General features: G+C 68.6%; 24 protein-coding genes. 11 read left to right on the forward strand and 13 right to left on the reverse strand.

Annotated elements, in window-relative coordinates; all coding sequences use genetic code 11:
• Positions 1-50: 50 nt before the first annotated feature.
• The 4 genes from M8231_RS03570 to M8231_RS03585 form a co-directional block, all read right to left on the reverse strand.
• Complete coding sequence (locus tag M8231_RS03570) at positions 51-2,639, reverse strand: TonB-dependent receptor (RefSeq protein WP_249751122.1); 2,589 nt, start codon at positions 2,637-2,639, stop codon at positions 51-53.
• Between the two features lie 154 nt (positions 2,640-2,793).
• Positions 2,794-4,062, reverse strand: a complete 1,269-nt coding sequence (locus M8231_RS03575; protein ID WP_250202267.1) for a DUF5690 family protein — start codon at positions 4,060-4,062, stop codon at positions 2,794-2,796.
• Between the two features lie 15 nt (positions 4,063-4,077).
• Complete coding sequence (gene phnX, locus M8231_RS03580) at positions 4,078-4,920, reverse strand: phosphonoacetaldehyde hydrolase (RefSeq protein WP_250202268.1); 843 nt, start codon at positions 4,918-4,920, stop codon at positions 4,078-4,080.
• Complete coding sequence (locus tag M8231_RS03585) at positions 4,920-6,062, reverse strand: TIGR03364 family FAD-dependent oxidoreductase (RefSeq protein WP_250202269.1); 1,143 nt, start codon at positions 6,060-6,062, stop codon at positions 4,920-4,922. The genes phnX and M8231_RS03585 overlap by 1 nt, the downstream gene beginning before the upstream one ends.
• Before the next feature lie 144 nt (positions 6,063-6,206).
• Between M8231_RS03585 and M8231_RS03590 the strand changes: the two genes are divergently transcribed.
• The gene (locus M8231_RS03590) at positions 6,207-7,088 is read left to right on the forward strand and encodes a LysR substrate-binding domain-containing protein (protein ID WP_250202270.1); all 882 of its coding nucleotides are present in this window, start codon (positions 6,207-6,209) and stop codon (positions 7,086-7,088) included.
• Between the two features lie 6 nt (positions 7,089-7,094).
• Here the strand turns inward: M8231_RS03590 and M8231_RS03595 are convergent, their stop codons facing one another.
• Positions 7,095-7,631: a hypothetical protein gene (locus M8231_RS03595; protein WP_249751117.1), complete on the reverse strand. Its 537-nt coding sequence runs from the start codon at positions 7,629-7,631 to the stop codon at positions 7,095-7,097.
• A 117-nt stretch (positions 7,632-7,748) separates the two neighbouring features.
• On the opposite strand from M8231_RS03595, the gene M8231_RS03600 reads away from it, so the two are divergent.
• Positions 7,749-8,480, forward strand: coding sequence for a CPBP family intramembrane glutamic endopeptidase (locus M8231_RS03600; RefSeq protein WP_249751116.1), 732 nt, complete (start codon positions 7,749-7,751; stop codon positions 8,478-8,480).
• Positions 8,481-8,488: 8 nt separating this feature from the next.
• On the opposite strand, the gene M8231_RS03605 is transcribed toward M8231_RS03600, so the two are convergent.
• Complete coding sequence (locus M8231_RS03605) at positions 8,489-8,938, reverse strand: tRNA (cytidine(34)-2'-O)-methyltransferase (RefSeq protein WP_250202271.1); 450 nt, start codon at positions 8,936-8,938, stop codon at positions 8,489-8,491.
• 195 nt (positions 8,939-9,133) lie between these two features.
• Here M8231_RS03605 and petA point away from each other — a divergent pair, with 195 nt between their 5' ends.
• The 6 genes from petA to M8231_RS03635 all read left to right on the forward strand — a co-directional run bounded on the left by petA (position 9,134) and on the right by M8231_RS03635 (position 15,985).
• On the forward strand, positions 9,134-9,691 hold the full coding sequence (gene petA, locus M8231_RS03610; RefSeq protein WP_249751115.1) for a ubiquinol-cytochrome c reductase iron-sulfur subunit: 558 nt from the start codon (positions 9,134-9,136) through the stop codon (positions 9,689-9,691).
• 16 nt (positions 9,692-9,707) lie between these two features.
• Positions 9,708-11,048: a cytochrome b gene (locus M8231_RS03615; RefSeq protein ID WP_250202272.1), complete on the forward strand. Its 1,341-nt coding sequence runs from the start codon at positions 9,708-9,710 to the stop codon at positions 11,046-11,048.
• Positions 11,049-11,058: 10 nt separating this feature from the next.
• Positions 11,059-11,931, forward strand: a complete 873-nt coding sequence (locus M8231_RS03620) for a cytochrome c1 (RefSeq protein WP_250202584.1) — start codon at positions 11,059-11,061, stop codon at positions 11,929-11,931.
• A gap of 155 nt (positions 11,932-12,086) precedes the next feature.
• Positions 12,087-13,748, forward strand: coding sequence for a M28 family metallopeptidase (locus M8231_RS03625; protein ID WP_249751114.1), 1,662 nt, complete (start codon positions 12,087-12,089; stop codon positions 13,746-13,748).
• Positions 13,749-13,823: 75 nt separating this feature from the next.
• Entirely contained in the window at positions 13,824-15,434 is a 1,611-nt protein-coding gene (locus M8231_RS03630; protein ID WP_250202273.1) for a M28 family peptidase, read from the forward strand.
• A 44-nt stretch (positions 15,435-15,478) separates the two neighbouring features.
• Entirely contained in the window at positions 15,479-15,985 is a 507-nt protein-coding gene (locus tag M8231_RS03635) for a hypothetical protein (RefSeq protein WP_249751111.1), read from the forward strand.
• An 18-nt stretch (positions 15,986-16,003) separates the two neighbouring features.
• Here the strand turns inward: M8231_RS03635 and M8231_RS03640 are convergent, their stop codons facing one another.
• Entirely contained in the window at positions 16,004-16,747 is a 744-nt protein-coding gene (locus M8231_RS03640) for a glucose 1-dehydrogenase (RefSeq protein ID WP_249751110.1), read from the reverse strand.
• Positions 16,748-16,856: 109 nt separating this feature from the next.
• On the opposite strand from M8231_RS03640, the gene M8231_RS03645 reads away from it, so the two are divergent.
• Positions 16,857-17,189 carry an ArsR/SmtB family transcription factor gene (locus M8231_RS03645; RefSeq protein WP_250202274.1) on the forward strand — a complete coding sequence of 111 codons (333 nt, stop codon included), beginning with the start codon at positions 16,857-16,859 and terminating at the stop codon, positions 17,187-17,189.
• On the opposite strand, the gene ychF is transcribed toward M8231_RS03645, so the two are convergent.
• The 5 genes from ychF to M8231_RS03670 all read right to left on the reverse strand — a co-directional run bounded on the left by ychF (position 17,179) and on the right by M8231_RS03670 (position 21,497).
• Positions 17,179-18,276: a redox-regulated ATPase YchF gene (gene ychF / locus M8231_RS03650; protein ID WP_250202275.1), complete on the reverse strand. Its 1,098-nt coding sequence runs from the start codon at positions 18,274-18,276 to the stop codon at positions 17,179-17,181. The genes M8231_RS03645 and ychF overlap by 11 nt on opposite strands.
• Positions 18,277-18,412: 136 nt before the next feature.
• Positions 18,413-18,913, reverse strand: a complete 501-nt coding sequence (locus M8231_RS03655) for a surface-adhesin E family protein (RefSeq protein ID WP_249751106.1) — start codon at positions 18,911-18,913, stop codon at positions 18,413-18,415.
• A 26-nt stretch (positions 18,914-18,939) separates the two neighbouring features.
• Positions 18,940-19,944 carry a cobaltochelatase subunit CobS gene (gene cobS / locus M8231_RS03660; RefSeq protein WP_249751105.1) on the reverse strand — a complete coding sequence of 335 codons (1,005 nt, stop codon included), beginning with the start codon at positions 19,942-19,944 and terminating at the stop codon, positions 18,940-18,942.
• Positions 19,945-19,954: 10 nt separating this feature from the next.
• The gene (locus M8231_RS03665) at positions 19,955-21,064 is read right to left on the reverse strand and encodes an FAD-dependent oxidoreductase (protein ID WP_249751104.1); all 1,110 of its coding nucleotides are present in this window, start codon (positions 21,062-21,064) and stop codon (positions 19,955-19,957) included.
• 4 nt (positions 21,065-21,068) lie between these two features.
• A complete protein-coding gene (locus M8231_RS03670; protein WP_249751103.1) occupies positions 21,069-21,497 on the reverse strand; it encodes an organic hydroperoxide resistance protein in 429 nt (142 codons plus the stop codon).
• Between the two features lie 176 nt (positions 21,498-21,673).
• Here M8231_RS03670 and M8231_RS03675 point away from each other — a divergent pair, with 176 nt between their 5' ends.
• Positions 21,674-24,055: a penicillin-binding protein 1A gene (locus M8231_RS03675; RefSeq protein ID WP_250202585.1), complete on the forward strand. Its 2,382-nt coding sequence runs from the start codon at positions 21,674-21,676 to the stop codon at positions 24,053-24,055.
• Positions 24,056-24,100: 45 nt separating this feature from the next.
• Here the strand turns inward: M8231_RS03675 and queA are convergent, their stop codons facing one another.
• Positions 24,101-25,186, reverse strand: a complete 1,086-nt coding sequence (gene queA / locus M8231_RS03680) for a tRNA preQ1(34) S-adenosylmethionine ribosyltransferase-isomerase QueA (protein ID WP_250202276.1) — start codon at positions 25,184-25,186, stop codon at positions 24,101-24,103.
• Positions 25,187-25,331: 145 nt separating this feature from the next.
• Here queA and M8231_RS03685 point away from each other — a divergent pair, with 145 nt between their 5' ends.
• Entirely contained in the window at positions 25,332-25,742 is a 411-nt protein-coding gene (locus M8231_RS03685; RefSeq protein ID WP_249751102.1) for a hypothetical protein, read from the forward strand.
• Positions 25,743-25,783: the final 41 nt, after the last annotated feature.

The following is a 25,783-nucleotide window of genomic DNA, read 5'->3' on the forward strand; positions in this document are numbered from 1 at the left end:
GCTGGCCCGTCGAAGGGGCGGGAGCACGACGGCTCCCGCCCTCCACCGGTTCAGAACCGGGCCTTGACGCCCGCCAGGAAGCGGGGGCCGTAGTATTCGACCTGGAGCGGACGATCCTCGTCGCCGAGGTAGTAGAACAGCTTCTCGTCGGTCAGGTTGGAGGCTTCTCCGAACAGGGTCACCCGGTCGGTGAGGTCATAGGCCAGGTTGAAGTCCAGGCTGGTGTACTCGCCGTAGTAGCTGTCCGAGGCGGCGTCGGAGCCATATTCCTCGATGAAGGCGCCCTTGTAGTTCAGGGCCAGGCGGCCCGACAGGCGGCCGTCGTCGTAATAGACGGCGACGTTGCCCAGATTGTCGGCCTGGCGCGGGATGGCGGCGTGGCGCCCGTCGGGCAGTTCGAACTCGGACTGGATATAGGTGTAGTTGGCGTTCACCCCGACGTGCGACAGGGCGCCCGGCAGGAAGGTCAGGCGGCGCTGCAGGTTCAGCTCCAGGCCGTACAGCCAGCCCGGCTCGCCGTTGGCCGGCGTCAGGAAGGCCACGCCGTCGACGCCGCGGAAGCTGCCGATGGTGCGCGAGTCGAAGATCGGGTCCTCGATCCGCTTGTAGAAGGCACCCGCCGAGATCACGCCGACGTCGCTGTAGAAGCGCTCGAACATCAGGTCGAGGTTGGTCGAATAGGTGGGCTTCAGATCGGGGTTGCCGCCGGCGAACTCCAGGTCGGCCTCGATGAAGGCGCCGCCGGGGGCCAGGTCGCCGAAGTCGGGCCGGGCGAAGGTCCGGGTGACCGCGGCGCGCAGGTTGGTGTCCGCGTCGAGGCTGTAGGTGAGGTGCAGCGACGGCAGCACGGCCAGATAGTCGTTCGACCGGTGCTCGGGCGACAGGTCGCCGTCGATCAGCACCTGCCCGTCGACCGCCGTGTCGGTGTGCTCCAGTCGCAAGCCGCCCAGGACCGTCCAGCGCGGGTCGGGCCGCCAGGTCGCCATGGCGTAGGCGGCGCTCTGCTTCTCGTTCAGGGTGAAGGTCCGACCCAGGGCGCCCCCGTTCTCCAGCGTCGCCGAGCCGGCGGCGTCCAGGATCAGGTTCTGGCGATTGGCCCTGTACCAGGCGGTGATGTCGTCCTCGGACACCACCTGGGAGAACTGGTTGCGATACTGGGCGCCGATGTCCAGTTCGTCCAGGAAGTCGCCGCGCCCCGGCTGGTCCATCAGGGCGAAGTCCGCCAGCGTGGGGACCGGGCCGGCCGCCGGGTTCCAGGTGTAGAACAGGTCCTCGAAGGCGGCGTCGCGCTGCTTGTCGCGATATTTGGCGCCGAACTTCAGCTCCAGGCTGGAACCGATCTCGCGGGTGTAGTCGACCTGGGCCACGACGCGGTCGCGCTCGGTGACGGCGACCTTGTAGAGTTCGACATTGGCCAGGCGCGTCAGGGCCGGGTTCATCTGGAAGCCGGCCGGCAGGTGGTTGCTGATGGCGTCGGCCGGATCGGTCCCGCCGTCGATGGTGTTGTAGGCCAGGGTGCCCGCGCCGCGGTTCTCCAGCCCCTGGTAGCCCACGCCGCGCTGGTCGAAGCGGACCACGAAGTAGGAGTGATCCTGCCCGTCAGGCGTGTCGCCGTAACGGAACTCGTTCTGGTAGGAGCCGATCTTCCAGTTCAGGTCCCCGCCCGCCAGCGGATGACGGCCGCCGATCTCGCCGCCGCTCATTTCCGTGATCAGGGTGTTGAAGATGTGCTGCACCTCGACGCGGTTCGAGGCGAAGTTCAGGCGGTGCTTGTAATGGGTCTCGTCGTCTTCCAGCGTGCCGTAGATGGCGCGGCCGAAGACCTGGCCGCCGTTGTCGAAGTTGTATTCCGCCGCGCCGTTCAGGCCGACCGTCTCGCGCGTGCCGGTGTAGTCGCGCAGCTCCAGGCGGGTGACGCCGATGCCGTCGCCGCCGCGCCGCGGCTCATAGTTGTCGGTGGCCCAGTCGCGGACATAGCGCGTGCCGCTGAGCAGGAAGCCGAACTTGCCGTCCATCAGCCGATCTCCGACCGTCAGGCTGAGCAGATCGCCGTATTCGCCGGCCTTGTCCGAATAGGTCAGGCCCCCGGTCGCCTGCACGGTCCGCTCCGCGGGCGCGGTGCGGGTGATGAAGTTGACGCTGCCGCCGATGGCGTCGCCCTCCATGTCCGGCGTCACGGCCTTGGAGATTTCGACGCGGTCGATCAGTTCGGACGGGAAGAAGTCGAAGGCGGTGGCGCGGCTGGTGGTCTCTTCCTCGGCGGTCGGCAGGCGGTCGCCGTTGATCAGGGTGGAGTTCCACTGAGACGGCAGGCCGCGCACGGCGACGAAGCGGCCCTCGCCCTGGTCGCGCTCGATAGCGACGCCCGGCGCGCGCTGAACGGCCTCGGCGGCGTTGCGGTCGGGCAGGCGGCCGATGCCGTCGGACGAGACGACGTTCAGGATGTTGTCGGCGTTCTTCTGGATGTTGAGCGCGCGCCGTTCGCCGCTGACGATGGCGCCGGTGACGACGATGTCGTCGACCTGGGCGGGCTGGGCCGAAGCTTGGCCGGAAGTCTGGCCGGAAGTCTGGGCCAGCGCCGGAGCGGCGGCGGCGAGGGCGACCGAACTGGCCGCGACGAGGAGGAAGGCGCGCTTCATCGGAGGTCTCTCAAGAGGTTTCGCCGACGTTCGCGTCCGGCGATGGACCTATCACCACGACCGCGTCATGCGAACCATTTGATTGCCTCAATGCCTCTCATAGATTTCGCGAGAGATGTGCTTCGCAAAAACGTCACGTAACGCCGGGCGATCTTCAACGCAGCTTTCGTGAAAAGTATACGGCGCTGATTATAGTCAGGACACAGCCTATAATCGACGACCACACCGCGCTGGCCATAAAGAAGGACAGCCACGGCATGGAGACGGTCGCCAGATTGCGCGTCAGGGTCAGCACCACGCTGCCCAGATAGCCCGAGGCGTCGGCGAGGTAGATCAGGAACCCGGCCGTGCCGACCTGACGCGTCGCGGCGATCAGGCGGTCGAACAGCATCGCATTGAACGGCGTATAGGCCAGGTAGAGGCCCGCGCCGGAGGCGATCATCCACGGCAGGGGCGCCAGGAGACCGTGCTGGAAGGCCACGGTGGACAGGCCGATCAGGGCCAGGCCGAAACCGGTGATGGCGTGGATGGCCATCAAGGCCTGTCGGTTGTCGCGCAGCAGCATCAGGGCGCCCAGGGCCGCCAGGCTGATCGCGGCGACGGGCAGTTCGCTGGCGGTGAAGACGCTGGAGACGCCCTCATAGCCCAGCTCGATCCAGATCTCGGCGGCGAAGTTGTCGCGGAAGTCCCGCAGCGCGGTCAGCATCACATAGGCCAGGACCAGCATCAGCACGCCGAAGCCGTAGCGGCGCAGGAAGTCGCGGCGCTGGGCCGCATACATCGGACGGCGCTCGACCCGCTCGGCGATGTCGGCTGCATCGGGGGGCGGCATCCGCGACAGGCCGGCGACCGACAGCGCCAGCAGGGGCATGAACAGCAGTCCGGTCGCGGCGGGCATCCACCACTCCGTGACCCCGCGGTCGGTCATCAGCCACACCGCCACCGACTTCACCACGCCCGAGGCGACGATGAAGCTGGCGCAAAGGATGGCGCCCAGGACTTCGGACGTGCGCCGGCCTTCCAGATAGCTGAACACCAGCCCCCAGATCAGGCCCAGCGGCAGGCCGTTCAGAAACAGGGCGAACACCTTCCAGCCGGGCGGGACGACGGCGAAGAGAACCAGGGCCAGCCAGGAGACGCCGATCAGCCCCAATATGGCGGCGCCGCGCCGCGCGCCGTTCAGTTCCGAGATCAGCTTGACGCCCGCCAGCTTGGACAGGGCGTAGCCGACGACCTGGGCCACGACCAGGGCGACCTTGAAATCGACCACCGCCGACCAGCCGACCACACCCTCATAGGCGGCGGCCGCGAACGGCTTTCGAAAGGCGTACATCGACAGATAGACGCAGAAGGCGGCGACGCCGCCCATCAGGATCACGCCGGCGTCTCGCGACGGGCGGGCGGCGGAGACGTCGGCGGTCATGGTTGGATCCCCGGCTCAGGCGCGGACCGGAGCGATGCAGACACAGTCGGCCTGGCCCGGCTTCAGGCCCCGCGCGACATGGTCGTCGATGATGGCGAGGGCCTGCGACAGCTGTGCGACGCTCTCGATCACCACATCGGCGCCGGCCGCCTCGTGCGCCTCGGCCGCCTCGGCCAGGCGCGTCGCCCGATCCTGCGGCGACAGGTCCAGATAGTCGGCCAGGGGCAGGCCGACGCCGTTGCCGGACCCCGCCAGCCCCACGGACCAGCAGCCGGCGTTGCGTCCCGCCTCGACGCCCACGGCCGCGTCGTCGACCACGACCGCCGCATCGGTCGGCCAGGCGCCCAGCTCGACCAGCGCCTTCCAGATCATCAGGGGGGCGGGCCGCCCCTCGCGCGTCTCGCCCGCGCAGACGACCGTCTCGGGGCGATAGCCCTGGTCCGCCGCGCGGGGCAGGATCCCGGCCATCATGGTGCGGGTGTAGCCGGTCGTGGATCCGACCTGGACGCCACGCGCCCTGAGCGCCTCCAGCGCCTCCAGCGCGCCGGGGATCAACTCGGCCGTGGCCTCGGCCTCGCGGCGCATGGCAGGCTCCAGGGCGGCCATCAGCTCGTCGATGTCCGCCTCGGTCCAGTCCGCGCCCTTCTTGGCCCGCCAGAGGTCGCCGGTTTCGGTCTCGGACAGGATGGCGGTCACATGGGCGCGCTTGGCCATGCCCATGTATCGCCGCGCCGGACCGTCGCCGATCGGCACGCCCGCGTCCGCGAAGACGGCCTTCAGCGCCCGCACCGGGGCGCAGGAGCCGAAGTCCACCATGGTGCCCGCCCAGTCGAAAACGACCGCCTTGATCGCGCTCATCACGCCGCTCCCTTCAGTGAAATCCTCGTCGCGGCCGACACCACGTCCTCGCCGATGGCGAAGCCGGTCGACATGCCCGCGCCGCAGGTCACCACGGTCATGTGCACGCCGGGCAGGACCTCTTCGGTGAACCACGCACGCCGGGGGGACCAGGCGTAGAAGCCGATCCACCGCTCGACCGCCGGGGTGTCGTAGCCCGGCATGGTGTCGCGCAGGGCCTGCAGGATCAGGTCGTCGACCTCGCGGCGCTGGAAGGGATCGGGCGAGGCTTCGTATTCATGGCTGTCGCCGACCACCAGACTGCCGTCGGCGGACTGCACCGCGATCAGATGCACGCCCAGGTCCAGCAGGTCGGCGCGCTCCTCGCGCAGCCGCTTCAGCAGGGCGTCGGCCTCGGGCAGGGCGGCGTAGCCTTCGTAGCGGGCCAGGCTGAGATCGGCCATGATCGGGGTGGCCAGGCGCCGGCCCGGCGACGCGAGGCGCAGCATCTGCAGCTTGCAGCGCTGAACCGCGTGACGGGCCAGAACCTCGGGGAAAAGACCGTTCAGGTCGTCGCCAGGGCAGATGAAGACGGTCTCGGCGGGGATCTCGCCCCGGCTGGTCGACAACCGGCCGGTCTCGCAGTCCAGCACCGTGGTCGAACCCATGAATTCCACGCCCCAGCGCGTCTTCAGCCAGGCGGCCAGGGCCGGCAGGGCCAGGCGCGGCTCGACCCGCAGTTCATGGCTGCTGCACAGGGCGGCGCGGAAGGGGGCCAGCCCCGCGCAGTCCATCCGGTCCGCCAGGGTGCGGGGCGAAACCCGTTCGCAGCCCTCGGCCATTTCGGTCGCCATGAAGGCGTCCAGCACCGCCTCCGCCTCGGGACGATGCGCCAGGACCGTCAGCCCCGCCTGTTCGACCGCCACGCCGGCGGCCGGGGCGACCTCGGCCCAGACGTCGCGCGTGCGGCGGGCCAGGGTCCACATCTCGCCCCGCGCCTGTCCGGTCACGGTCACGAAGCCGAAATTGCGGATACTGGCGCCCCGGGCCGCGGGCTCGCGGTCGATCACCACGACCTTCAGGCCGGCGCGCGCCGCCGCGTGGGCGTGGGCCAGGCCGAGGATGCCCATGCCGACGACGGCGACATCATAGCGAGGGATCATGGACGGGCCTTTCGATGGAAGCGGGCCGACCTCTCACGCCCCGCCGCGCGCGGCCATGTGATTATGGGAATGGGGGGCATAGACGCAGGCCTTGGCCAAATCGTCGCATTTCATCGCTAAGCGGACGGTCGGGGGGACCTTGTCATGGCCGTCAATTTCCAGCAGCTCCGTTCGTTCCACGCCGTCGCCAGCGACCGCAGCGTGACGCGCGCGGCCAATCGTCTGGCCATCACCCAGCCGACGCTGTCGAAACAGATCAAGGATCTGGAGGCGCGCTATCAGGTCCAGCTGTTCACCGGCAGTCGTCCGCCCCTGACCCTGACCGCCGCCGGCGAAGCGCTGTTCGAAAAGACCCGCGACCTGTTCCAGACCTCGGCCGACATCGAGGCCCTGCTGGGGGACACGCCGCCGGAGGAAGGCGGCCTGCTGCGGATCGGCACGGATTCGCCCCCCTACGCCGCCGACCTGATCGCCGCCTTTGCGAAAGAGGCGCCCAATCTCGACTTCAAGGTGACCATCGGCAACGCCAAGGACACCAATGCGCTGCTGATGAACGCCTCGGTCGACATCGCCGTGGTCTGCGAACCGATCGGCCACAACGACTATACCTACCGGCCCTATTACGAGGATCGGCTCGTGGCGATCGCCGCCGTCGATGCGCCCGAAGCCCAGGCCGAGGTCTTCAATCTGGAAGCCCTGTCCCGTCGCGTCCTGCTGACGCGCGAACCCGGCTCTCGCACCCGGCTGGCGATGGAGCGGATGCTGGAGGCGCACCAGGTCCAGCCGTTCCGCGTGATGGAGGTGCACACCCGCGAGATGATCCGCGAGACGGTGGCGCGGGATTTGGGGGTCAGCTTCATGTTCGCGCGCGAATGCCCGCCGGACGCCCGCATCCGGGTGATGAAGCTGGCCTTGGAGCCCGCCCTGATCTCGGTGTCCGGCTATATCGCCTGCCGCACCGAACGCCGCCGCCACCCGGCGATCCGGCGTGCTCTGGACCTGGCCGAGACGCTGTCCGCAGGCTGACGACCGTCAACGGCGCGCGACGGTCAGGACATAGTCGCCCGTCTCGCCGCGCCGGGCCGTGGCGCGCGGCTGGAACGGGGTGACGACCAGGGTCATGTCCCGTGTCGCCGTGACCACGGCGGTCTCGCCGTCCACCTCGCCCCTGTGCAGGGCGCCGCCGCTCGTGTCCGCCGCGTCGCTGACGTTGAAGTAGAGATTGGCGTTGGACGGTTCAAAGGCGATCGTCAGGGTCTGGCCCGCCGCCAGGGCGAAGCCATAGGTGGGCGCCGTATAGCCCCGCACCGTCCCCTTCAGCACCAGGTCGCCGGTCGCCGGCAAATCGGGAAGCTCCAGGCTCCCTCCGTCCTGGACGAACCGCTCGACGGAGGCCCGGTCGACGACGGGATTGGGCGTCGTCGTCGGCGTTTCGGAAGCGTCGGCGGCGGGGGCGGGGGCGGGGGCGGGAGCCGGGGCCGGCTCCGGCGCCGATGGCGCGGGATCGCAGGCGGCGCAGGCCAGGGCGGTCGTCAGGACGACGGCCAGGGTGACATGGGGGCGCAACATCAGGTCGTCTCCGTCGCCGGTCCGGTGCGGACAGCAAAGCGTCACCCTCGCAGAGGCGCGCACGCTGTTCAACGCGAGGGTTCAGGCCTAGCGTCGCGGCCGGGCCTGGGAGGCGACATGACCACCAAGAAACAGAGGCGCGGCTATCCCTTTCAGCCGGGATCGGACCAGGCCTTGTCGGGACGGGGCTGGGCCCTGGTCATGGCCGGTTGTCTGTCGGGATTTCTGGCCCTGGCGACGGTGGGGGCGGGGGTTCCGGGCGCCGCCGGCCATTGGTTGTCCGTCCTGTTGTTTCTGGGCTTGCCGTTGGCTGGGCTTCGGCTTGCGGCGGGACGGGGCTGGAGCCTGATGTTTCCGCCGCCGACCGGGCGCGATGTCTGGATCGGTCTGGCCTTCGCGCCGGCGGTCCTGGTCGCCTCGGCGATCGTCGCCCTGATCGTGGTTCGCGCCGGCCTGACCACGGCCAATCCGGTCGTCGGCCTTCTGGCCGGCCTGAAGGGCTGGGACCTGGCCGTGTTCGTCGCCAGCACCCTGCCGCAGCTGCTGGGCGAGGAACTGATCACCCTGTTGCCGTTCCTGGGCCTGCTGGCCCTGTTTCATGGCCGTTTCCGCATGGGACCGAAGTCCGCGGTGATTTGCGCCTGGCTGATCTCGGCCCTGCTGTTCGGCGCCCTGCACCTGTCGACCTACGGCTGGAACCCGGCCCAGGCCGTCGGGGTGATCGGCGTCGCCCGCCTGGTGCTGACCTTGCCCTTCCTGATCACCCGCAGCGTCTGGTCGTCGACCGTCACCCACGTCACCCATGACTGGCTGCTGTTCGGGTCGATGCTGCTGTTCGGCGCAGCCTAGGTTCGACTTCAGCCGAGCCTTCCTGTCTGACGCAGGCCCTCCCACAGGGCCATGCCCGCCGTCACGGACAGGTTCAGGGAGCGGGCCTCGGGGCGCAGGGGGATGACGACGCGGGCGTCGGCGGCGGCGTGGACGTGCTCGGGCGCGCCGGCCGTCTCCTTGCCGAACAGAAGGGTGTCGCCGGGCTGGAAGACGAAATGATCGAGCCGTGCGGCCCCCCGGGTGGTGAACAGCACCAGCCGGCCGGGCGGCCGGTCGCGCTGGAAGGCGTCCCAATCGACGTGGCGCGTCATGTGCGACAGGGGGCCGTAATCGAGGGCGGCGCGCTTCATCGCCCGATCGTCGAAGCGGAAGCCGACCGGCTCGATCACGTGCAGGTCCACGCCGAAGCAGGCCGACAATCGGATGCAGGCGCCGACGTTCTGAGGAATGTCCGGTTGAAAAAGGGCGAGACGCATTCTAAGGCCTCCAATACGCGCGACCTGGGGGTTTGTCGCGGTCTGTTTTGCGAACGTTTCTCAAGAAGCGTCAGCAACTTGCGGCGAGGGGCCGCAAGCCACGGGCCAGCGGGGATCCTTCGGGTTCGTACATGTGGGTCCGCGCCGGATCGGGAGGCTCCCGAAGAGGCGAGGGCGGTGTTCGAGAGGTGAAACGTGACCGAATCGGTCGTGCATTCTGAAGGCTCCCACGGCCCCGAGAGCGGCGATCCCAATCGCCGTGACTTCATCCACATCGCCGCGGGCGCCGCGGCGGTGGGTGCGGGCGTCATGGTCGCCTGGCCCCTGATCAACCAGATGAACCCCGCGGCCGACACCCTGGCGTTGGCCTCCATCGAATTCGACCTGACCAAGGTTCAGGAAGGCCAGCAGGTCGTCATCAAGTGGCAGGGCAAGCCGGTGTTCGTGCGCTATCGCACCCCGGCCGAACTGCAACGCGTCATCGCCGACGACCACGCCCCGGACCTGAAGCAGCCGCAGACCGACGCGGAGCGCACCAAGCCGGGCCACGAGCCCTATCTGGTCGTCATCGGCTCGTGCACCCACCTGGGCTGCGTGCCGACCTTCGGCGCCGGCGATTACGGCGGCTGGTTCTGCCCGTGCCACGGCTCGCACTACGACGCCTCCGGCCGCATCCGCAAGGGACCGGCTCCGCTGAACCTGGTCGTGCCGGACTACGAATATCTGTCCGACACCCGCGTGAAGATCGGTTGAGGACCAGGGGAGGATCATGAGCGATCACGAGAGCACCTACGTCCCGAAGACGGGCGTCGAGAAGTGGCTGGACAGCCGTCTGCCGATCATCCGCTTCGGCGCCGACTACATGTCGCTGCCGACGCCGAAGAACCTGAACTACTGGTGGACCTTCGGCGGCATCCTGGCCCTGTGCCTGATGACGCAGATCGTCACCGGCATCGTCCTGGCCATGCACTACACGCCGAACGTCGACCTGGCCTTCGCCTCGGTCGAGCGCATCATGCGCGACGTCAACGGCGGCTGGCTGATCCGCTACGTCCACGCCAACGGCGCGTCGATGTTCTTCATCGCCGTCTATCTGCACATGCTGCGGGGCCTCTACTACGGCTCGTACAAGGCGCCGCGCGAGATGATCTGGATCATCGGCTGCGTGATCTTCTTCCTGATGATCGCCACCGCCTTCCTGGGTTACGTCCTGCCGTGGGGCCAGATGTCCTTCTGGGGCGCCGAGGTCATCACCAACCTGATCGGGGCCATTCCGGGCATCGGCGAGCCGATCCTGATCTGGCTGCGCGGCGGCCCGGCGATCGACAACGCCACGCTGAACCGCTTCTTCTCGCTGCACTATCTGCTGCCGTTCGCCATCCTGGGCTGCGTGGTCCTGCACCTGTGGGCCCTGCACCACGCGGGTCAGAACAACCCGGTCGGCATCCTGATCCCCAAGGATCGGGCCAAGAAGGACCTGGTCCCGTTCCATCCGTATTTCACGGTCAAGGACGGCTTCGCGATCATCCTGTTCCTGATCCTGTTCGCCCTGTTCGTCTTCTTCATGCCCAACGCCCTGGGCCATGCGGACAACTACATCCCGGCCAACCCGCTGCAGACGCCGGCGCACATCGTGCCCGAGTGGTACATGCTGCCCTTCTACGCCATCCTGCGCGCCATCCCGGACAAGTTCGGCGGCGTGGTGGCGATGTTCAGCGCCATCGGCGTGCTGTTCGTCCTGCCGTGGCTGGATACGTCCAAGGTGCGCTCGATGCGCTACCGCCCGACCATGCGGACCTTCTTCCTCATCTTCCTGGCGGTTGGGCTGGGCCTGGGCTGGTGCGGCGGACAGCTGCCGGACGCGCCGGTCTGGCCGGGCATGCCGAGCCCGGTGATCTTCGATGGCGCGCTGAACTCGTACCTGTGGCTGACGCGTCTGCTCACCCTCTACTATTTCGTCTTCTTCCTGGTGATCATGCCGCTGGTGGGCCTGAAGGAGACGCCGCTGCCGATCCCGGCGACGATCTCCGAGCCCGTGTTGCCGGGGCCGGACGCCCCCCTGGGCGCCCCTTCGGCGGCCGTGCCGGCGTCGCCCGAGAAGAAGGGCTGAGCGCGTCATGATGATTGGGAAACTCACCGTGTCGACGACCAAGATCATCGCAGCGGCGGCCGTGGCGCTGGGCCTGGCGGTTTCGGCCGCCCCGGCCCTGGCCGCCGGCGGCGCGGCGCACCCGCGCTCGGGCGGCTTCAGCTTCGAGGGTCCGTTCGGCGTCTATGACCAGGGCCAGCTGCAGCGCGGCTACAAGGTCTATCACGAGGTCTGCGCCGCCTGTCACAGCATGAACCTCATGCACTACCGGAACCTGGGCGACGCCCACGGCCCGTTCTGGAATCCGAAGTATCCGAACCCGAACGACAACCCGGTGGTGAAGGCGCTGGCCGCCGAAAACCAGGTGCCCGACATCGACAGCGAGACCGGCGAGGCGATCATGCGCGACGCCACGCCGGCCGATAAGTTCCGTCAACCCTATCCGAACGCCACGGCGGCGGCGGCGGGCAATGGCGGCGCGGCGCCGCCCGACCTGTCGGTGATGGCCAAGGCCCGGCACGACGGCGCCAACTACATCTATTCGCTGCTGTCCGGCTATCGCGCCGCGCCGGCCGGCCTGCAGATCCGCGAGGGCCAGCACTACAACCCCTATATGGCCGGCGACCTGACGCCGTTCTGGACCGGCGACCACGACCATGTGCCGGAAGGCGGCTTCATCGCCATGCCGCCCCCCCTGCAGAACGGCCAGGTCACCTATGACGACGGCTCGCCCCAGACGGTGGACCAGTACGCCAAGGACGTCGCGGCCTTCATCGCCTGGACGTCGGAACCCAAGATGGTCGAGCGCAAGCAGGCCGGCTTCGGCGTGATGATCTTCCTGCTGATCTTCGCGGGCCTGACCTACGCCAGCTATCGCCGCATCTGGAAGGGCGTGGCGCACTAGGCCTGATCCGGCCGTCAAGGCCGCGAGACCGAACCCGTCAGGCGTCGCCTGGCGGGTTTTCTCTTTGTCGCGCGCGAGGATAGGCGCCGGCGCATCGACAGCGCCGCTTCGCCTGCCTAGGGTCGGCTCCGAAATTCCCTGGAGCCGAGGTCCTCATGCGTTTCATCTCCACCTTCGCCGCGGTGCTCATGACGGGCGCGGCCCTGTCGGCCTGCGCCACCGCCGACGGCTCCGGCGCGGCTCCGGCGTTCGACGCCGCCCGCATCGCGCAGGACATCCGCATCCTGTCCGACGACAGCTTCGAGGGACGCGGCATCGCGACTCCGGCCGAGGAAAAGGTGGTCCGCTACCTGAGCGAACAGTACGCCGCCGCCGGCTTCCAGCCGGGCGGCCCCGACGGCCAATGGACCCAGGACGTCATCCTGAACCGCTTCACCCAGTCCAACGTCTCGGCCGCGCTGAAGCTGGGCGACTGGACCCTGCCGATGACCCAGGGGCGCGAGGTCGCCATCTCCACCCGCCGCCCGGCCGAGCATGTCAGCCTGAAGGACGCCCCCCTGGTCTTCGTCGGCTACGGCATCAACGCGCCCGAGCGCCAGTGGAACGACTTCAAGGGTCAGGACCTGCGCGGCAAGGTTCTGGTGGTCCTGGTCAATGATGCGGACTTCGAGGAGCCTGCGTTGAACACCTTCGGCGGCAAGGCCATGACCTACTACGGCCGATGGACGTACAAGTACGAGGAGGCCGCCCGTCACGGCGCGGCGGGCGTGCTGATCGTGCACGAGACGGCGCCGGCCTCGTACGGCTGGGCGACGGTGGCCAACTCCTGGGGCGTGCCCCAGTTCGACATCCTGCGCCAGAATGCGGCGGCCGAGCGCGTGGCGATGGAGGGCTGGATCCAGCGCGACGTGGCCGTGGACCTGTTCCGCCGCGCGGGACTGGATTTCGAGGCGTTGAAGGCCCAGGCGCGCCGCCGCGACTTCCAGCCGGTCCCGCTGCCCGGCGCGTCCTTCTCGACCGAGTTCGACGTGGCGACCAGCCAGGTCACCACCCACAACGTCATCGCCCGCCTGCCGGGGACGACCCACCCGGACGAGACGGTGCTCTACACCGCCCACTGGGATCACATCGGCATGGGCGAGCCGGACGCGACCGGCGACCGCATCTTCAACGGGGCGGTGGACAACGCCTCGGGCACGGCGGGCCTGCTGGAGCTGGCGCGGATGTTCGGGCGGGCGCCCCGCACCGAGCGGTCGGTGGTGATGATCAGCTTCACCGCCGAGGAAAGCGGCTTGCTGGGTTCGGAATACTACGCCGTCAATCCGGTCTATCCGCTGGCGAAGACGGTCGGCGGCTTCAACATGGATTCGATGAACGTCTATGGCCGTGTCACCGGCCTGGGCGTGACGGGCTATGGCCAGTCGGACTTCGATGAAAGGCTGGCGGCCGCCATCCAGCCCCAGGGGCGCGTCCTGGTCCCGGATCACGAAAACGCGGCGGGCACCTATTACCGGTCGGACCACTTCCCGCTGGCCAAGCGCGGCGTGCCGATGGCCTACGCCGGCAGCCGGGGCGAATTCCGCGACGAACCGATCGCCGCGCGCGAGGCGGCCCGCAGCGAATACGGCGCCAAGCGCTACCACCAGGCGGCCGACGAATGGTCGCCGGACTGGGACTACAGCGGCATGATCGAGGACCTGACGGTGTTCTACGATGTCGGCCGCGCCCTGGCGAACGGCCGCGACTGGCCGGAATGGAAGACCGGATCGGAGTTCGGCCCGGTCCGCGCCGAGACGGCGGGCCAGCGCCAGGACTGAAGATGACGAAAATGTAAGGCGGCCGCCTTGCATCGCCGCCTTACAGCTTCGGCCGTCTGTCACCGAGAGTTTTCGATGCGCTTTTTGCTCGCCACCAGCGTCGCCGTCGCGGCGATGATCGCCACCGCGGCGGCGGCCCAGGACTTTTCCGCCCAACGCCTGTCCGACGAAATCCGCGTCATCAGCGCCGACGACTTTCAGGGTCGCAAGCCGGGCACGGAGGGGGAAGAGAAGACGCTGGCCTTCCTGCAGGCGCAGTATGAAGCGATGGGGCTGCAGCCCGGGGGCCCGGACGGTCAGTGGCGGCAACGCATCGAACTGAGGCGTTACACCCCGGTCCAGGGCGCCGCGGCCCTGTCGCTGACCGGAGCGGACGGCCAAGCCTATCCGCTGGTGCTGGGGACGGACGCGATCGTGCGCGCCGCAACCAACGACGGCCGGGCCGACGTCTCGGATGCGCCCCTGGTCTTCGCCGGCTTCGGCGTCACCGCGCCCGAGCGGGGCTGGGACGACTATGGCGATGTCGACGTGCGCGGCAAGGTCGTGGTGGTGGTCGAGGGCGAGCCGGACGGCGACCTGTTCAACGGCGCCTACACGACCCACTACCAGTCGGCGGGCTACAAGGCCGACGAGGCCTTCCGCCGGGGCGCGGTCGGCCTGGTGATCCTGGCGGGCGAACGCGGCTGGGCGCGCGCGCGGGGCGGGGCGGATCAACAACGCATCCTGACCCCCGGCGCGGCCGACCTGGAGTTCATCGCCACCCTGGACGAGGCGGGCAAGGCGCGGCTGGCCCAGGCGGCGGGGGTCGATCCGGCGCGCCTGACGGGCGGGCAGGACGGACGCTTCAAGGCCTTTGAACTGACGGGCGCGACCCTGACGGCGCGTCAGTCGGAAACCATCGACACCCTGGTCACGCACAATCTGCTGGCCCGGATCGAGGGAAGCCGGCGGCCGGACGAGGTCATCGTCTATTCGGCCCACTGGGACCAGATCGGGGTCGGCGGCGAGCATGCGGGCGGCGAGGACACGATCTTCAACGGCGCCTGGGACAACGCCTCGGGAACCATCGGCGTGCTGGAGATGGCGCGCGAACTGTCCAAGGCGCCCCGGCCGGAGCGCACCATCGTCTTCGCCCACATGGCCGCCGAGGAGATGGGGCTGCTGGGCGCCTACGCCTATGTCGCCGATCCGGTCTATCCGCTGGAGACGACGGTCGCCGACATCAACATCGACATGCTGCCGCTGTCCGGGCCGACGCGCGATGTTCCGATCTTCGGCAAGGGCCAGAACACGCTGGAGGACGACCTGGACGCCCTGGCCAGGGCCGAGGGGCGTTATGTGTCGGACGACGGCCAGCCGCAGCAGGGCTTCTACTACCGCTCCGACCACTTCCCGTTCGCGCGGGCGGGCGTGCCGGCCCTGATGCCCTGGCATGGGGTGGATTTCGTGGGCGGCGGCAAGGAAGCCGGCTGGGCAGCGTGGCGCGAACGCTTCGGCCGTGTCTATCACCAGCCGTCGGACGAATGGTCGGCCGACTGGGATCTGACCAGCGCGGTCGAGAACCTGACCCTGCTGTATCGCCTGGGCCTGAACCTGGCCAATGGCGACGAATGGCCGACCTGGAAGCCCACGTCGGAGTTCGGCCAGGTCCGCGCGCGCAGCGAGGCGGCGCGGTCTTCCCGCTGAGGGCTGGGGCTGAACCCCAGCTTGGCCTTGGGCGTTAGGGCGGGATGAAATCGTCCTCGCCGCTGCTCCTGGCCCTGCTGCTCGCCGCCTGCGGTCCGGGGACCGTCAATCCGCCAGACGAGCCCGCCCGGCCGGTCCAATCCCCGGACGCCCTGCAGGAGATCCAGGCGCCGGGGCCGTCGTCCCTGGCCAATCGCGGCGCCAAGAGCTTCGTGGGACGGTGGGCGGCCAGCGCCGCCTGGTGCGTCGATCCGCAGGGCGACAAGCGGCCCATCGACATCACGCCGATGCGCTTCGAGGGCTACGAGAACCGCTGCGACATCGAGCGGATCGCCGAGGTCGCCAGCGGCTACGAACTGTCCCTGGTCTGCGCCGCCGAGGGCCGGACGCGGCGCGAGCGGGTGTTCGCGGCCGTCAGCGGCGACATGCTGAGCTTGGTCTATCTGGATCGTTCAGGCGATGCCGCGACCCGTCTGGGCCGCTGCCCGGGCTCGCCGAAGCCCGAGGCCCAGACCAGCGGCCTGATGAAGATGCTGAAGAAGGGCGGCTAGCGCCCTTCCCGCCGCAGGTCACAGGCCGCCGCTGGCCGACAGCAGCTGTCCCGTCACCCAGCCGGCGTCATCCGACGCCAGGAACACCGCCACGCCGGAGATGTCGTCCGGCTGGCCGACACGCCCAAGCGGCGTCATGGCCACGATGCCCGTCTGCATGTCCGAGCCGATGTAACCGGCCGCGATGGAGCCTTCGGTCTCGACCATGCCCGGAAGGATCGCATTGACGCGGATGCCGCGCGGACCCAACTCCTTGGCCAGGACACGCGTGATGGCGTCCACGGCGCCCTTGCTGCCGGTGTAGACGGCCGAGTTCGCCGGCGCGATCGTGGTGATCGACGACGAGACGTTGATGACGCTCCCGCCTTCGCCCAGATGGTCCAGCGCCGCCTGGGTCGTCAGCAGGACGCCCAGCACGTTGATATCGAACATCCGGCGATATTGGTCCTGGGTCATCTGCTCGAGCGGCCCCATCTCATAGACGCCGGAGTTGTTGACCAGCACGTCGAGCCGGCCGAATTCCTGAACGGCGCGCGTCACCAGGGCCTGGGCCTGGTCCGCGTCGGACACGTCGGCCTGAACGGCGATCGCTTCTCCGCCCGCAGAGCGTATGGCCGCGACGACGGCGTCGGCCCCGGCCTTGCTCGACGCGTAGTTGACCACGACCCTTGCGCCCTCGGCGGCGAGGGCGGCGGCGATGGCGGCGCCGATGCCCTTGGAGCCCCCGGTGACGAGAGCGACTTTGCCATCCAGCTTGGCCATGTTCGATTCCTCTTCATTCGGATCAGCGCGCCGGGATTGGCCTTTTCATCCGAAGTTCGGGAACTTGGAACAATTGATCTCGCATTCAAGGGGCCGCATATGAAAAGTCATGCGACCGCTTTTTCACCCCGCGATCGAGGACGTCCGCCCGGAAGCCATCCTGCACGCCCTGTCCGATCCCGAGCGTGTGCTGATGTACGCCCAGCTTCTCGGCTCGGAAACGACGGAAACATGCTCGGCCCTGTCGCACCTGGGCGAGCGGGTGATACCCAAGTCGTCCCTGTCGAACCACATGAAGGTTCTGCGCGAAGCGGGCCTGATCCGCAGCGAACGCCAGGGGGTCGAAATCCGCAACCAGACCCGCAGCCGCGAACTGGACGCGCGGTTCCCCGGCCTGGTGCCGGCCATCCTGGCCGCCTATGGGCGCAAGGTCAGTTGTTGAACAGGAAGTGCATGACGTCGCCGTCCTTGACGACGTAGCTCTTGCCCTCGGCCCGCATCTTGCCGGCTTCCTTGGCGCCGGTTTCGCCCTTCAGCGCGACATAGTCGGGATAGGCGATGGTCTCGGCGCGGATGAACCCCTTTTCGAAGTCCGTGTGGATCACGCCGGCGGCCTGGGGCGCGGTGTCGCCCACGTGGATGGTCCAGGCGCGCGCCTCCTTGGGGCCGACGGTGAAATAGGTCTGCAGGCCCAGCAGGTTATAGGCCTCGCGGATCAGTCGGTTCAGGCCCGGCTCCTCAAGACCCAGCGTTTCCAGGAATTCCTTCTGTTCGGCGTCGTCCAGGACGGCGATCTCGGATTCGATCTGGGCGGAGATGACGACGGAGTTGGCGTTGTCGGCGGCGGCGCGCGCGGCGACCTTGGCCGACAGATCGTTGCCCTTGTCGGCCGAGGCTTCCTCGACATTGGCGACATAGAGGGCGGGCAGGGCGGTCAGCAGCTGCAGCATGTCCCAGGCCTTCTTGTCATCCTTGGACACCTCGGCCAGGCGCGCGGGCTTGCCGGCGTTCAGCTGGGCCAGGGCCAGGTCGATCAGCTTCAGGTTCAGCTGGCTCTCCTTGTCGCCGCCCTTGGCGCGCTTTTCGACCTGGACGCGGCGGCGTTCCAGGCTTTCCAGGTCCGCCAGCATCAGCTCGGTCTCGATGATCTCAAGGTCGGCGATCGGGTCGATGCGGTTCTCGACGTGGGTGATGTCGTCGTCGACGAAGCAGCGGGCGACGAAGGCCACGGCGTCGCAGTCGCGGATGTTGGCCAGGAACTGGTTGCCCAGGCCCTCGCCCTTGGAGGCGCCGCGCACCAGGCCCGCCACGTCCACGAAGGTGATGCGGGCGGGGATGATCTCCTTGGACCCGGCGATGCCGGCCAGGACGTCCAGACGCGGCTCGGGCACCGCCACGTCGCCGGTGTTCGGCTCGATGGTGCAGAACGGATAGTTGGCCGCCTGGGCCGCCGCCGTCTTGGTCAGGGCGTTGAACAGGGTGGACTTGCCGACGTTGGGCAGGCCGACGATCGCGACTTTCAGAGCCATGGGTATCCTCTCGAGGCGCGAGCCTTTAGCCGGTTCGAACCGGTTTGTCAGGCGTTGGAATGATAAGCGGCGACGCGCCTTGTTTCCGGGAACAGGCGAGTTTGATTTGAGGAACGTCGCTGGAAGATGGCGGCGATTATCTCGCCAGCGGCAGAGATTCGCCTTCGGAAGGGGCGCGACAGACGCGGTCCATCACCCGATAAGCGACGGAGCCTTCGGACGGCGTGGTCCAGGACGCCGAGTCGTTGTTCTGGCTGGCCAGTTGCCCATGTAGATTGTGGCCTTCGAACAACGTCATTGAGATGACGCGATGCCGCCGTTCTTCGCAGTCGATCACGCGAGTCTGGAGGTTGGACGACGTCTGAAAGGGGCCAATCGTCGTCGGCCTGTAGTATTCGTGCCTGATCTGGGCCTGAAGGTCGCCATCGGCGCGCACAATGACACCATCGGGGCTTCCCAAGGCCACCGCCATCCCGTCGGCGGCGATGACGGCCCATCCTTCCATTTCGATGTAGGTGTCGAGCCAGTCCGATACCCCCGCATCGTCCAGCCGCTCGGGAGGCGGTGTCGCGGGTTCAGTCTGCAGCGTCGCAGACGTGAACGACCCGAAGAGGATCGCGACCAGAAGGTTGTGCATCCGATCCTCCCGCGCTGATCAGCGCATCACCCCACCTTCACCCGCGTCGCCGCCTCGGGCAGGTCCTCGCCGAAGGCGCGCTGATAGAACTCCGCGATGGTCGGGCGTTCCAGCTCGTCGCACTTGTTCAGGAAGGTCAGGCGGAAGCTCAGGGCCACGTCGCCGCCGAAGATCAGGGCGTTCTGGGCCCAGGTGATGACCGTGCGCGGGCTCATGACGGTGGAGATGTCGCCGTTCATGAAGGCGTTGCGGGTCATGTCGGCGACGCGGACCATGGCGGCGACCTGGCGACGGCCGTCGGCGGTGGCGTATTCGGGCGCCTTGGCCACGACGATCTCGGCCTCCACGTCGTGGTCCAGGTAGTTCAGCGTGGTGACGATGTTCCAGCGGTCCAGCTGGGCCTGATTGATCTGCTGGGCGCCGTGGTACAGGCCGGTGGTGTCGCCCAGGCCGATGGTGTTGGTCGTGGCGAACAGGCGGAAGAAGCGGTTGGGCCGGATCACGCGGTTCTGGTCCAGCAGGGTCAGACGGCCCTGCGCCTCCAGCACGCGCTGGATGACGAACATCACGTCCGGGCGGCCGGCGTCGTATTCGTCGAACACCAGGGCGATCGGGCGCTGCAGCGACCAGGGCAGGATGCCTTCGCGGAATTCGGTGACCTGCTTGCCGTCCTGCAGGACGATGGCGTCCTTGCCGATCAGGTCGATGCGGCTGACGTGGCTGTCCAGGTTGATGCGCACCAGCGGCCAGTTCAGGCGGGCGGCGACCTGTTCGATATGGGTCGACTTGCCGGTGCCGTGATAGCCCTGGACCATGACGCGGCGGTCGAAGGCGAAGCCGGCGCAGATGGCGATCGTGGTCTGCGGGTCGAACCGATAGGCGTCGTCGATCTCGGGCACATGGCTGTCGCGCTCGGCGAAGGCGGGCACGGTCATGTCGCTGTCGATCCCGAAGGCTTCGCGCAGCGTCACGCGGCGGGTCGGTTCCAGCGTCAGCAGCGGATCGGGGGAGGCGTCGAGCGGGGAGGTCATGGGTGTGCGATTAGCGCAGGCGGACCGGGTGGTCGAGGCCCATGCCGATCCCGAGGACACGATTGATCAGCGGCGGAAAACGGATGGCGATGGGAGGGACCGTCCGCTTCGCCAGCTCGGCGACGGGGCCTGTGTTCCTAATGAAGCCGGTCAGGGCGCGCACGTTGCGAACGACGGCGGCGTCCACGGGATGGCGCAGGCCGTGATAGGATTCGAGACGATCGGTCTCGCCGCTCAAAAAGTCGGCGGCGCAGGCCGCGAAGACGTAGGCGTCCTCGATTCCCAGGTTCATGCCCCGCGCCCCCACGGGAGAATGGATATGGGCGGCGTCTCCGCCCAAAGCCACGCGGCCGATCGTCAGCCGTTCGGCTATGCGGTGGGATATCCTGAATTCACTGCGCCAATGGATTTCCCCCACGCGCCAGCCGTGCGGGATACGTTCGAGCAAGGGGCGACCGAAGGCGAACAGGCGAAAGGACCGACCAGAAAAAGGCAGGCAGATGAAGCCGCCGTCCGGCTGAAAGTCGATCCAGCCCTCATCGGCGGGCGGGCCATCCAGGTCCACATCCATCAGATGCCAGGGCTCCGGCCAGCCGTCGCCGGGAAAACCGATCTCCAGAGACCGCCGGGCGACAGAATGGGCGCCGTCAGCTGCGAAGACAACAGGAGCGGTGATGGTCTGGCCATCGACCAGCACGGCCGTCGCCGCGTCGCAGGTCTGGGCTATGGAGGCGAGCGCGCAGCCCCGTTCGACCTGGACGCCCAGACGGGACAAGGCGTCGATAAACAGGGCCTCGGAACGCGCTTGCGGCAGGATGACCATCGGATGGCGGGCGCCCAGGGCTGTCCAGTCAGGCGTGATCTTCGCCAGCGGGCGACCGCGATGGTGCAGCGCCAAGGCGCGGATGGGCTGCGCTTCGGCCAGGATGGCGTCGGTGACGCCAGTTTCCTCAAGGAGGTCAAGGGTGCGGGGATTGACGCCCAGCGCGCGCGAGGTTGTGCGCGGCGCGGGCTCGGCGTCGAGGATGCGGACCACAACGCCTCGACGGGTCAGGAAGAGGGCCGCCGCCAACCCGACCGGACCGGCGCCGACGATCAGGACGGGCGGGACGGCGGCCATGAGATCACACGGCGCTCAGCCGCACGTCCACGTTGCCGCGGGTGGCGTTGGAGTAGGGGCAGACCTGGTGGGCCTTCTGGATCAGGTCGTCGATGACGGACGGCTCCAGGCCGTGGTCGGAGACGGTCAGGTCGACATCCAAGTTGAAGCCTTCGCCCTTGGTGTTCTTGCCGAAGCCGACGCCGGCGGTGACCTTGGTGTCGGAGCCGACGGGCGTGCCGGCCTTGCCGCTGACCAGACGCAGGGCGCCCAGGTAGCAGGCGGCGTAGCCGGTGGCGAACAACTGCTCGGGGTTCGTGCCGTCGCCGCCCTTGCCGCCCATCTCCTTGGGCGTGGACAGTTTTACGTCGATCTTGCCGTCGTCGGTGGCGGAACGACCGTCTTCGCGGCCGCCGCCGGATGCGGTGGACTGGGCGCGGTACAGGACTTCCATGGGACAGGCTCCTTTGCGGTGAGGCTTGCGATATGGGGCCTAACGGGAGAGGAGGAAGGGGCGTTGCATCGGCGCCCTAGCATCAAGGGGGCGACGCGGGCTAAAGCAGCCGTTCGGGGCGCGTCTTTCGGAGTGCATGGGTGAAGATTGCCGAACGCTGGTTCGTGTGGGCCGGAATGCTTCTGCTGGGCGCGATCGCCCTGGCGGGCCTTGTGGTCGCGGTCTATGCGGCCTGGCTGTTCCACGACCTGCCCGACGCGTCCGAGCTGGCCGACTATCGCCCGCCGACGGCGACGCGCGTCTACGCCGGCGACGGCACCCTGATCGGGGAATTCTCCGACGAGCGCCGAATCTACGTTTCCTACGACCAGATTCCGGACACCGTGATCCACGCCTTTCTGGCGGCCGAGGACCGCAGCTTCTTCCAGCACGGCGGCATCGACGTTTCGGGCATCGCCCGCGCCTCGATCAAGAACGTGCTGAACCTGGCCAGCGGGCGACGGCTGGAAGGCGGGTCGACCATCACCCAGCAGGTGGCCAAGAACGTCCTGCTGACCAACGAGACCAGCCTGAACCGCAAGCTGAAGGAAGCCATCCTGGCCAACCGCCTGGAGGCGACCCTGTCCAAGGAGCAGATCCTCGAGCTGTATCTGAACGAGATCTTCCTCGGATATCGGTCGTTCGGCATCGCCTCGGCCGCCTACAACTATTTCGGCAAGTCGCTGGCCCAGCTGACCCCGCAGGAGGCGGCCTTCCTGGCGGCCCTGCCCAAGGGGCCCAACAACTATCATCCCAAGCGCCATCCCGGCGCGGCCAAGGGCCGGCGCGACTGGGTGCTGGGCGAGATGGAGCAGAGCGGCTGGCTGACCGAGGCCGAGCTGCAGCAGGCCCGCGCCGCGCCGCTGGTCACCCGCGACGCGCCCCAGCGCGCCGACTACAAGGACGCCGACTTCTTCGTGGAAGAGGCGCGTCGCCAGGCCGCGGCCAATCCCCAGTTCGGCGAACAGCTGCGGGCCGGCGGCTTCTACATGCGCACCACCCTGGACCCCACGCTGCAGACGGCCGCGCGCGAGGCGTTGATGCAGGGGCTGGAAAACTACGACCGCCGCCACGGGTGGCGCGGCGCCTGGGGCACGACCGACTTCGCCGACGGCTGGGAAAAGGCCGCCCTGGAACAGCAGAAGACCCCGCCCGAGCGTCGCTCGTGGGAGGTCGCCGCCGTCGAGAGCGTCAGCGGCAATACGGTGCGCATCCGCACCGCGCGCGATGACGCCGCCGGAACCCTGATCGCCGCCGACGCCGCCTGGGCCAACGCCAACCGGCCGCTGAAGCGCGGCGACCTGATCCATGTGCAGAAGACGGGCGGCCAGTACGCGCTTAAGCAGGTGCCGCGCGTCAACGGCGCCCTGGTCGCCATCGAGCCGCAGTCCGGCCGGGTGCTGGCGATGGTCGGCGGCTATTCCTACGCGCTCTCCAGCTTCAACCGCGCGACCCAGGCCAAGCGCCAGCCGGGGTCGTCGTTCAAGCCGTTCGTCTATGCAACGGCGCTGGAGGGAGACTTCACCCCGGCCTCCATCGTTCTGGACGCCCCCATCAGCTTCGCCGGCGGACCGAACGGCCAGCGCTGGTCGCCCGAAAACTACAGCCGCGAATACTACGGGCCGCAGACGCTCCGGCGCGGCCTGGAGCTGTCGCGCAACGTCATGACCGTGCGCCTGGCCCAGCAGGTCGGGATGAAGCGGATCGTGGAGCAGTCCGAGCGGATGGGCCTGCCGGGCCTGACGCCCAATCTGTCGGTCTCGTTGGGGGCCGGCGAGGTCACGCCCTACGACATCACCGCCGCCTACGCCGCCTTCGCCAATGGCGGGCGCCGGGTGCAGCCCTATCTGATCGACTACGTCCAGGACCGGAACGGCGAAACGATCTTCAAGGCCGACGGCCGCCAGTGCCGCGAATGCGGCCGCGGCTTCTCGGGCCAGGAATCGCCGCGCCTGCAGCCACGCGGAACCCAGGTCATCGACCCGATCACCGCCTATCAGATCAGCTCCATGCTGGAGGGCGTGGTCCAGCGGGGCACGGCGACCGGCGCGCGGGGCCTGGGCCGCTGGGTGGCGGGCAAGACCGGCACGACCAACGAATATCGCTCGGCCTGGTTCGTGGGCTTCACCACCGACATCGTGGTGGGGGTCTTCATCGGGTTCGACGACAACCGGCCGCTGGGTTACGGCGAGACCGGCTCGACCGCCGCCGTGCCGGTGTTCACCCAGTTCATGCAGACGGCGCTGGAACAGCGCCCGGCCCGGCCCTTCGTGCGACCCAAGAACGCCGTCTTCCGCATGGTGCGCGGCGTGGAGGAGGCGTTCCGGCCGGGCACCGAGCGCCAGGCGCCGCCGCCGGTCCAGGCCCCGGTCATCCCTGAAGGGCCGCAGAACTACTATGACGTGATCCGCCGCGAGCAAGAGGCCGCCGCGGCCGCTGCGGCCGCCACCGCGCCGCCGCCGTCCGCCCCGCCGCCGCCCAAACGAGAGCCGGCCGAGGATCTGAGCGGCCTCTACTGAGGGCCGCTCTCGCCTGAATCCGGGGCCTGATCCCTCGGATCAGGCTCAGGCGCGGAACAGCAGCGAGCCGTCGCCGTAGGAGTAGAAGCGGTAGCCTTCGGCTACGGCGTGGGCGTAGGCCGCCTTCATCGTCTTAAGCCCGGCGAAGGCGCCGACCAGCATGAACAGGGTCGACTTCGGCAGGTGGAAGTTGGTCATCAGAACGTCGACGGCGCGGAAGCGATAGCCCGGCGTGATGAAGATGGCCGTATCGCCGTGGAAGGGACGGATTTCGCCGTCCTCGGCCGTCGCGCTTTCCAGCAGGCGCAGGGAAGTGGTGCCCACGCAGACGATGCGCCCCCCCCGGGCGTGGACGGCGTTCAGGGCGGCGGCGGTTTCGCCCGACACCTCCCCCCATTCGCTGTGCATCCTGTGGTCGGCCAGGTCGTCGGCCTTGACCGGCAGGAAGGTGCCGGCGCCCACGTGCAGCGTCACGGCGTGGGTTGAGACGCCTTTCGCCCGGATGGCGTCGAGCAGGGCGGGGGTGAAATGCAGTCCCGCCGTGGGCGCGGCGACCGATCCGTCGTGCTCGGCGAAGACGGTCTGGTAGTCCGACCGGTCGCGATCGTCCTCGGGCCGCTTGGCGGCGATGTAGGGCGGAAGCGGCATGACGCCCACGTCGCGAATGGCGTCGTCCAGCGCCGGGCCGGACAGGTCGAACGTCAGCGCGACCAGGCCGTCCTCGCCCTTGGCCTGGACCGTGGCGTCCAGCCGGCCCAGGTCGCAGGCGGCGTCGGTTCCGCGTGCGAAGCGGATGCGGTCGCCCGGCTTGATGCGCTTGCCGGGCTTCATGAAGGCGGACCAGACGTCGGGCGCGTCGCGGTGATGCAGGGTCGCCTCGACGTCGACGACCAGGGGCTCGCCCTCGGGTCCGGAACGCTGGCGGACGCCGGAAAGGCGGGCGGGGATCACGCGGGTGTCGTTGAACACCAGGGCGTCGCCGGGCTGCAGGAAGTCGGGCAGGTCGCGGATGATCCGGTCATCCAGGGCGCCGTCCCTGACCACCAGCAGACGGGCGGAATCGCGCGGATCGGCCGGACGCAGGGCGATGCGGTCCTCGGGCAGGTCGAAATCGAAATCGGCGGTTTTCATCAGGCCGGGCACAGGCCACGAGGCGGGCAGGGGGTCAAGGGGCCGACGCCTGTGAACCGTGCGGCGACTGGCGTGTTTGATGCGGATGAACCCGATCCGTCTTCTCCCCTCCGTCCTCATCGGCGCGGTCGCCAGCGCCCGGTCCATGACCCCGATGGCCGCCATCGCCGGGGCGCGCCTGGCCCATGCGCGCACGCCCGGCCGACTGGTCCTGCTGGATCATCCGCTGTTCAAGTTCGGAGCCCTGGCGATGGGCGTCGGCGAATTGTTCGGCGACAAGATGAAGTCCGCGCCGGATCGCACGGTCTTCCTGGGGCTGCTGGCGCGCGTCATGAGCGCCGGCATCGCCGGGGCGGCCCTGGCGCCGCGCGGCCGCGAAAAGACCGGGGCCGCTCTGGCCGTCGGCACGGCCGTGCCGCTGGCCTATCTAACCCTGGCGGGCCGCAAGAGGGCCATGCGGCGGATCGGCCAGACCAAGAGCGGCGTCATCGAGGACGCGCTGATCGTGGCGGCCGGCGCGGCCGTCACGGCGTGGGCGGTCGGCCGGCGCCGCTGAGGCGTTGACCGGGGCGCGTGGACGGGCCAAACGCTCGGCCC

The organism is Brevundimonas albigilva, from assembly GCF_023573565.1.
Taxonomy (GTDB): domain Bacteria; phylum Pseudomonadota; class Alphaproteobacteria; order Caulobacterales; family Caulobacteraceae; genus Brevundimonas; species Brevundimonas albigilva.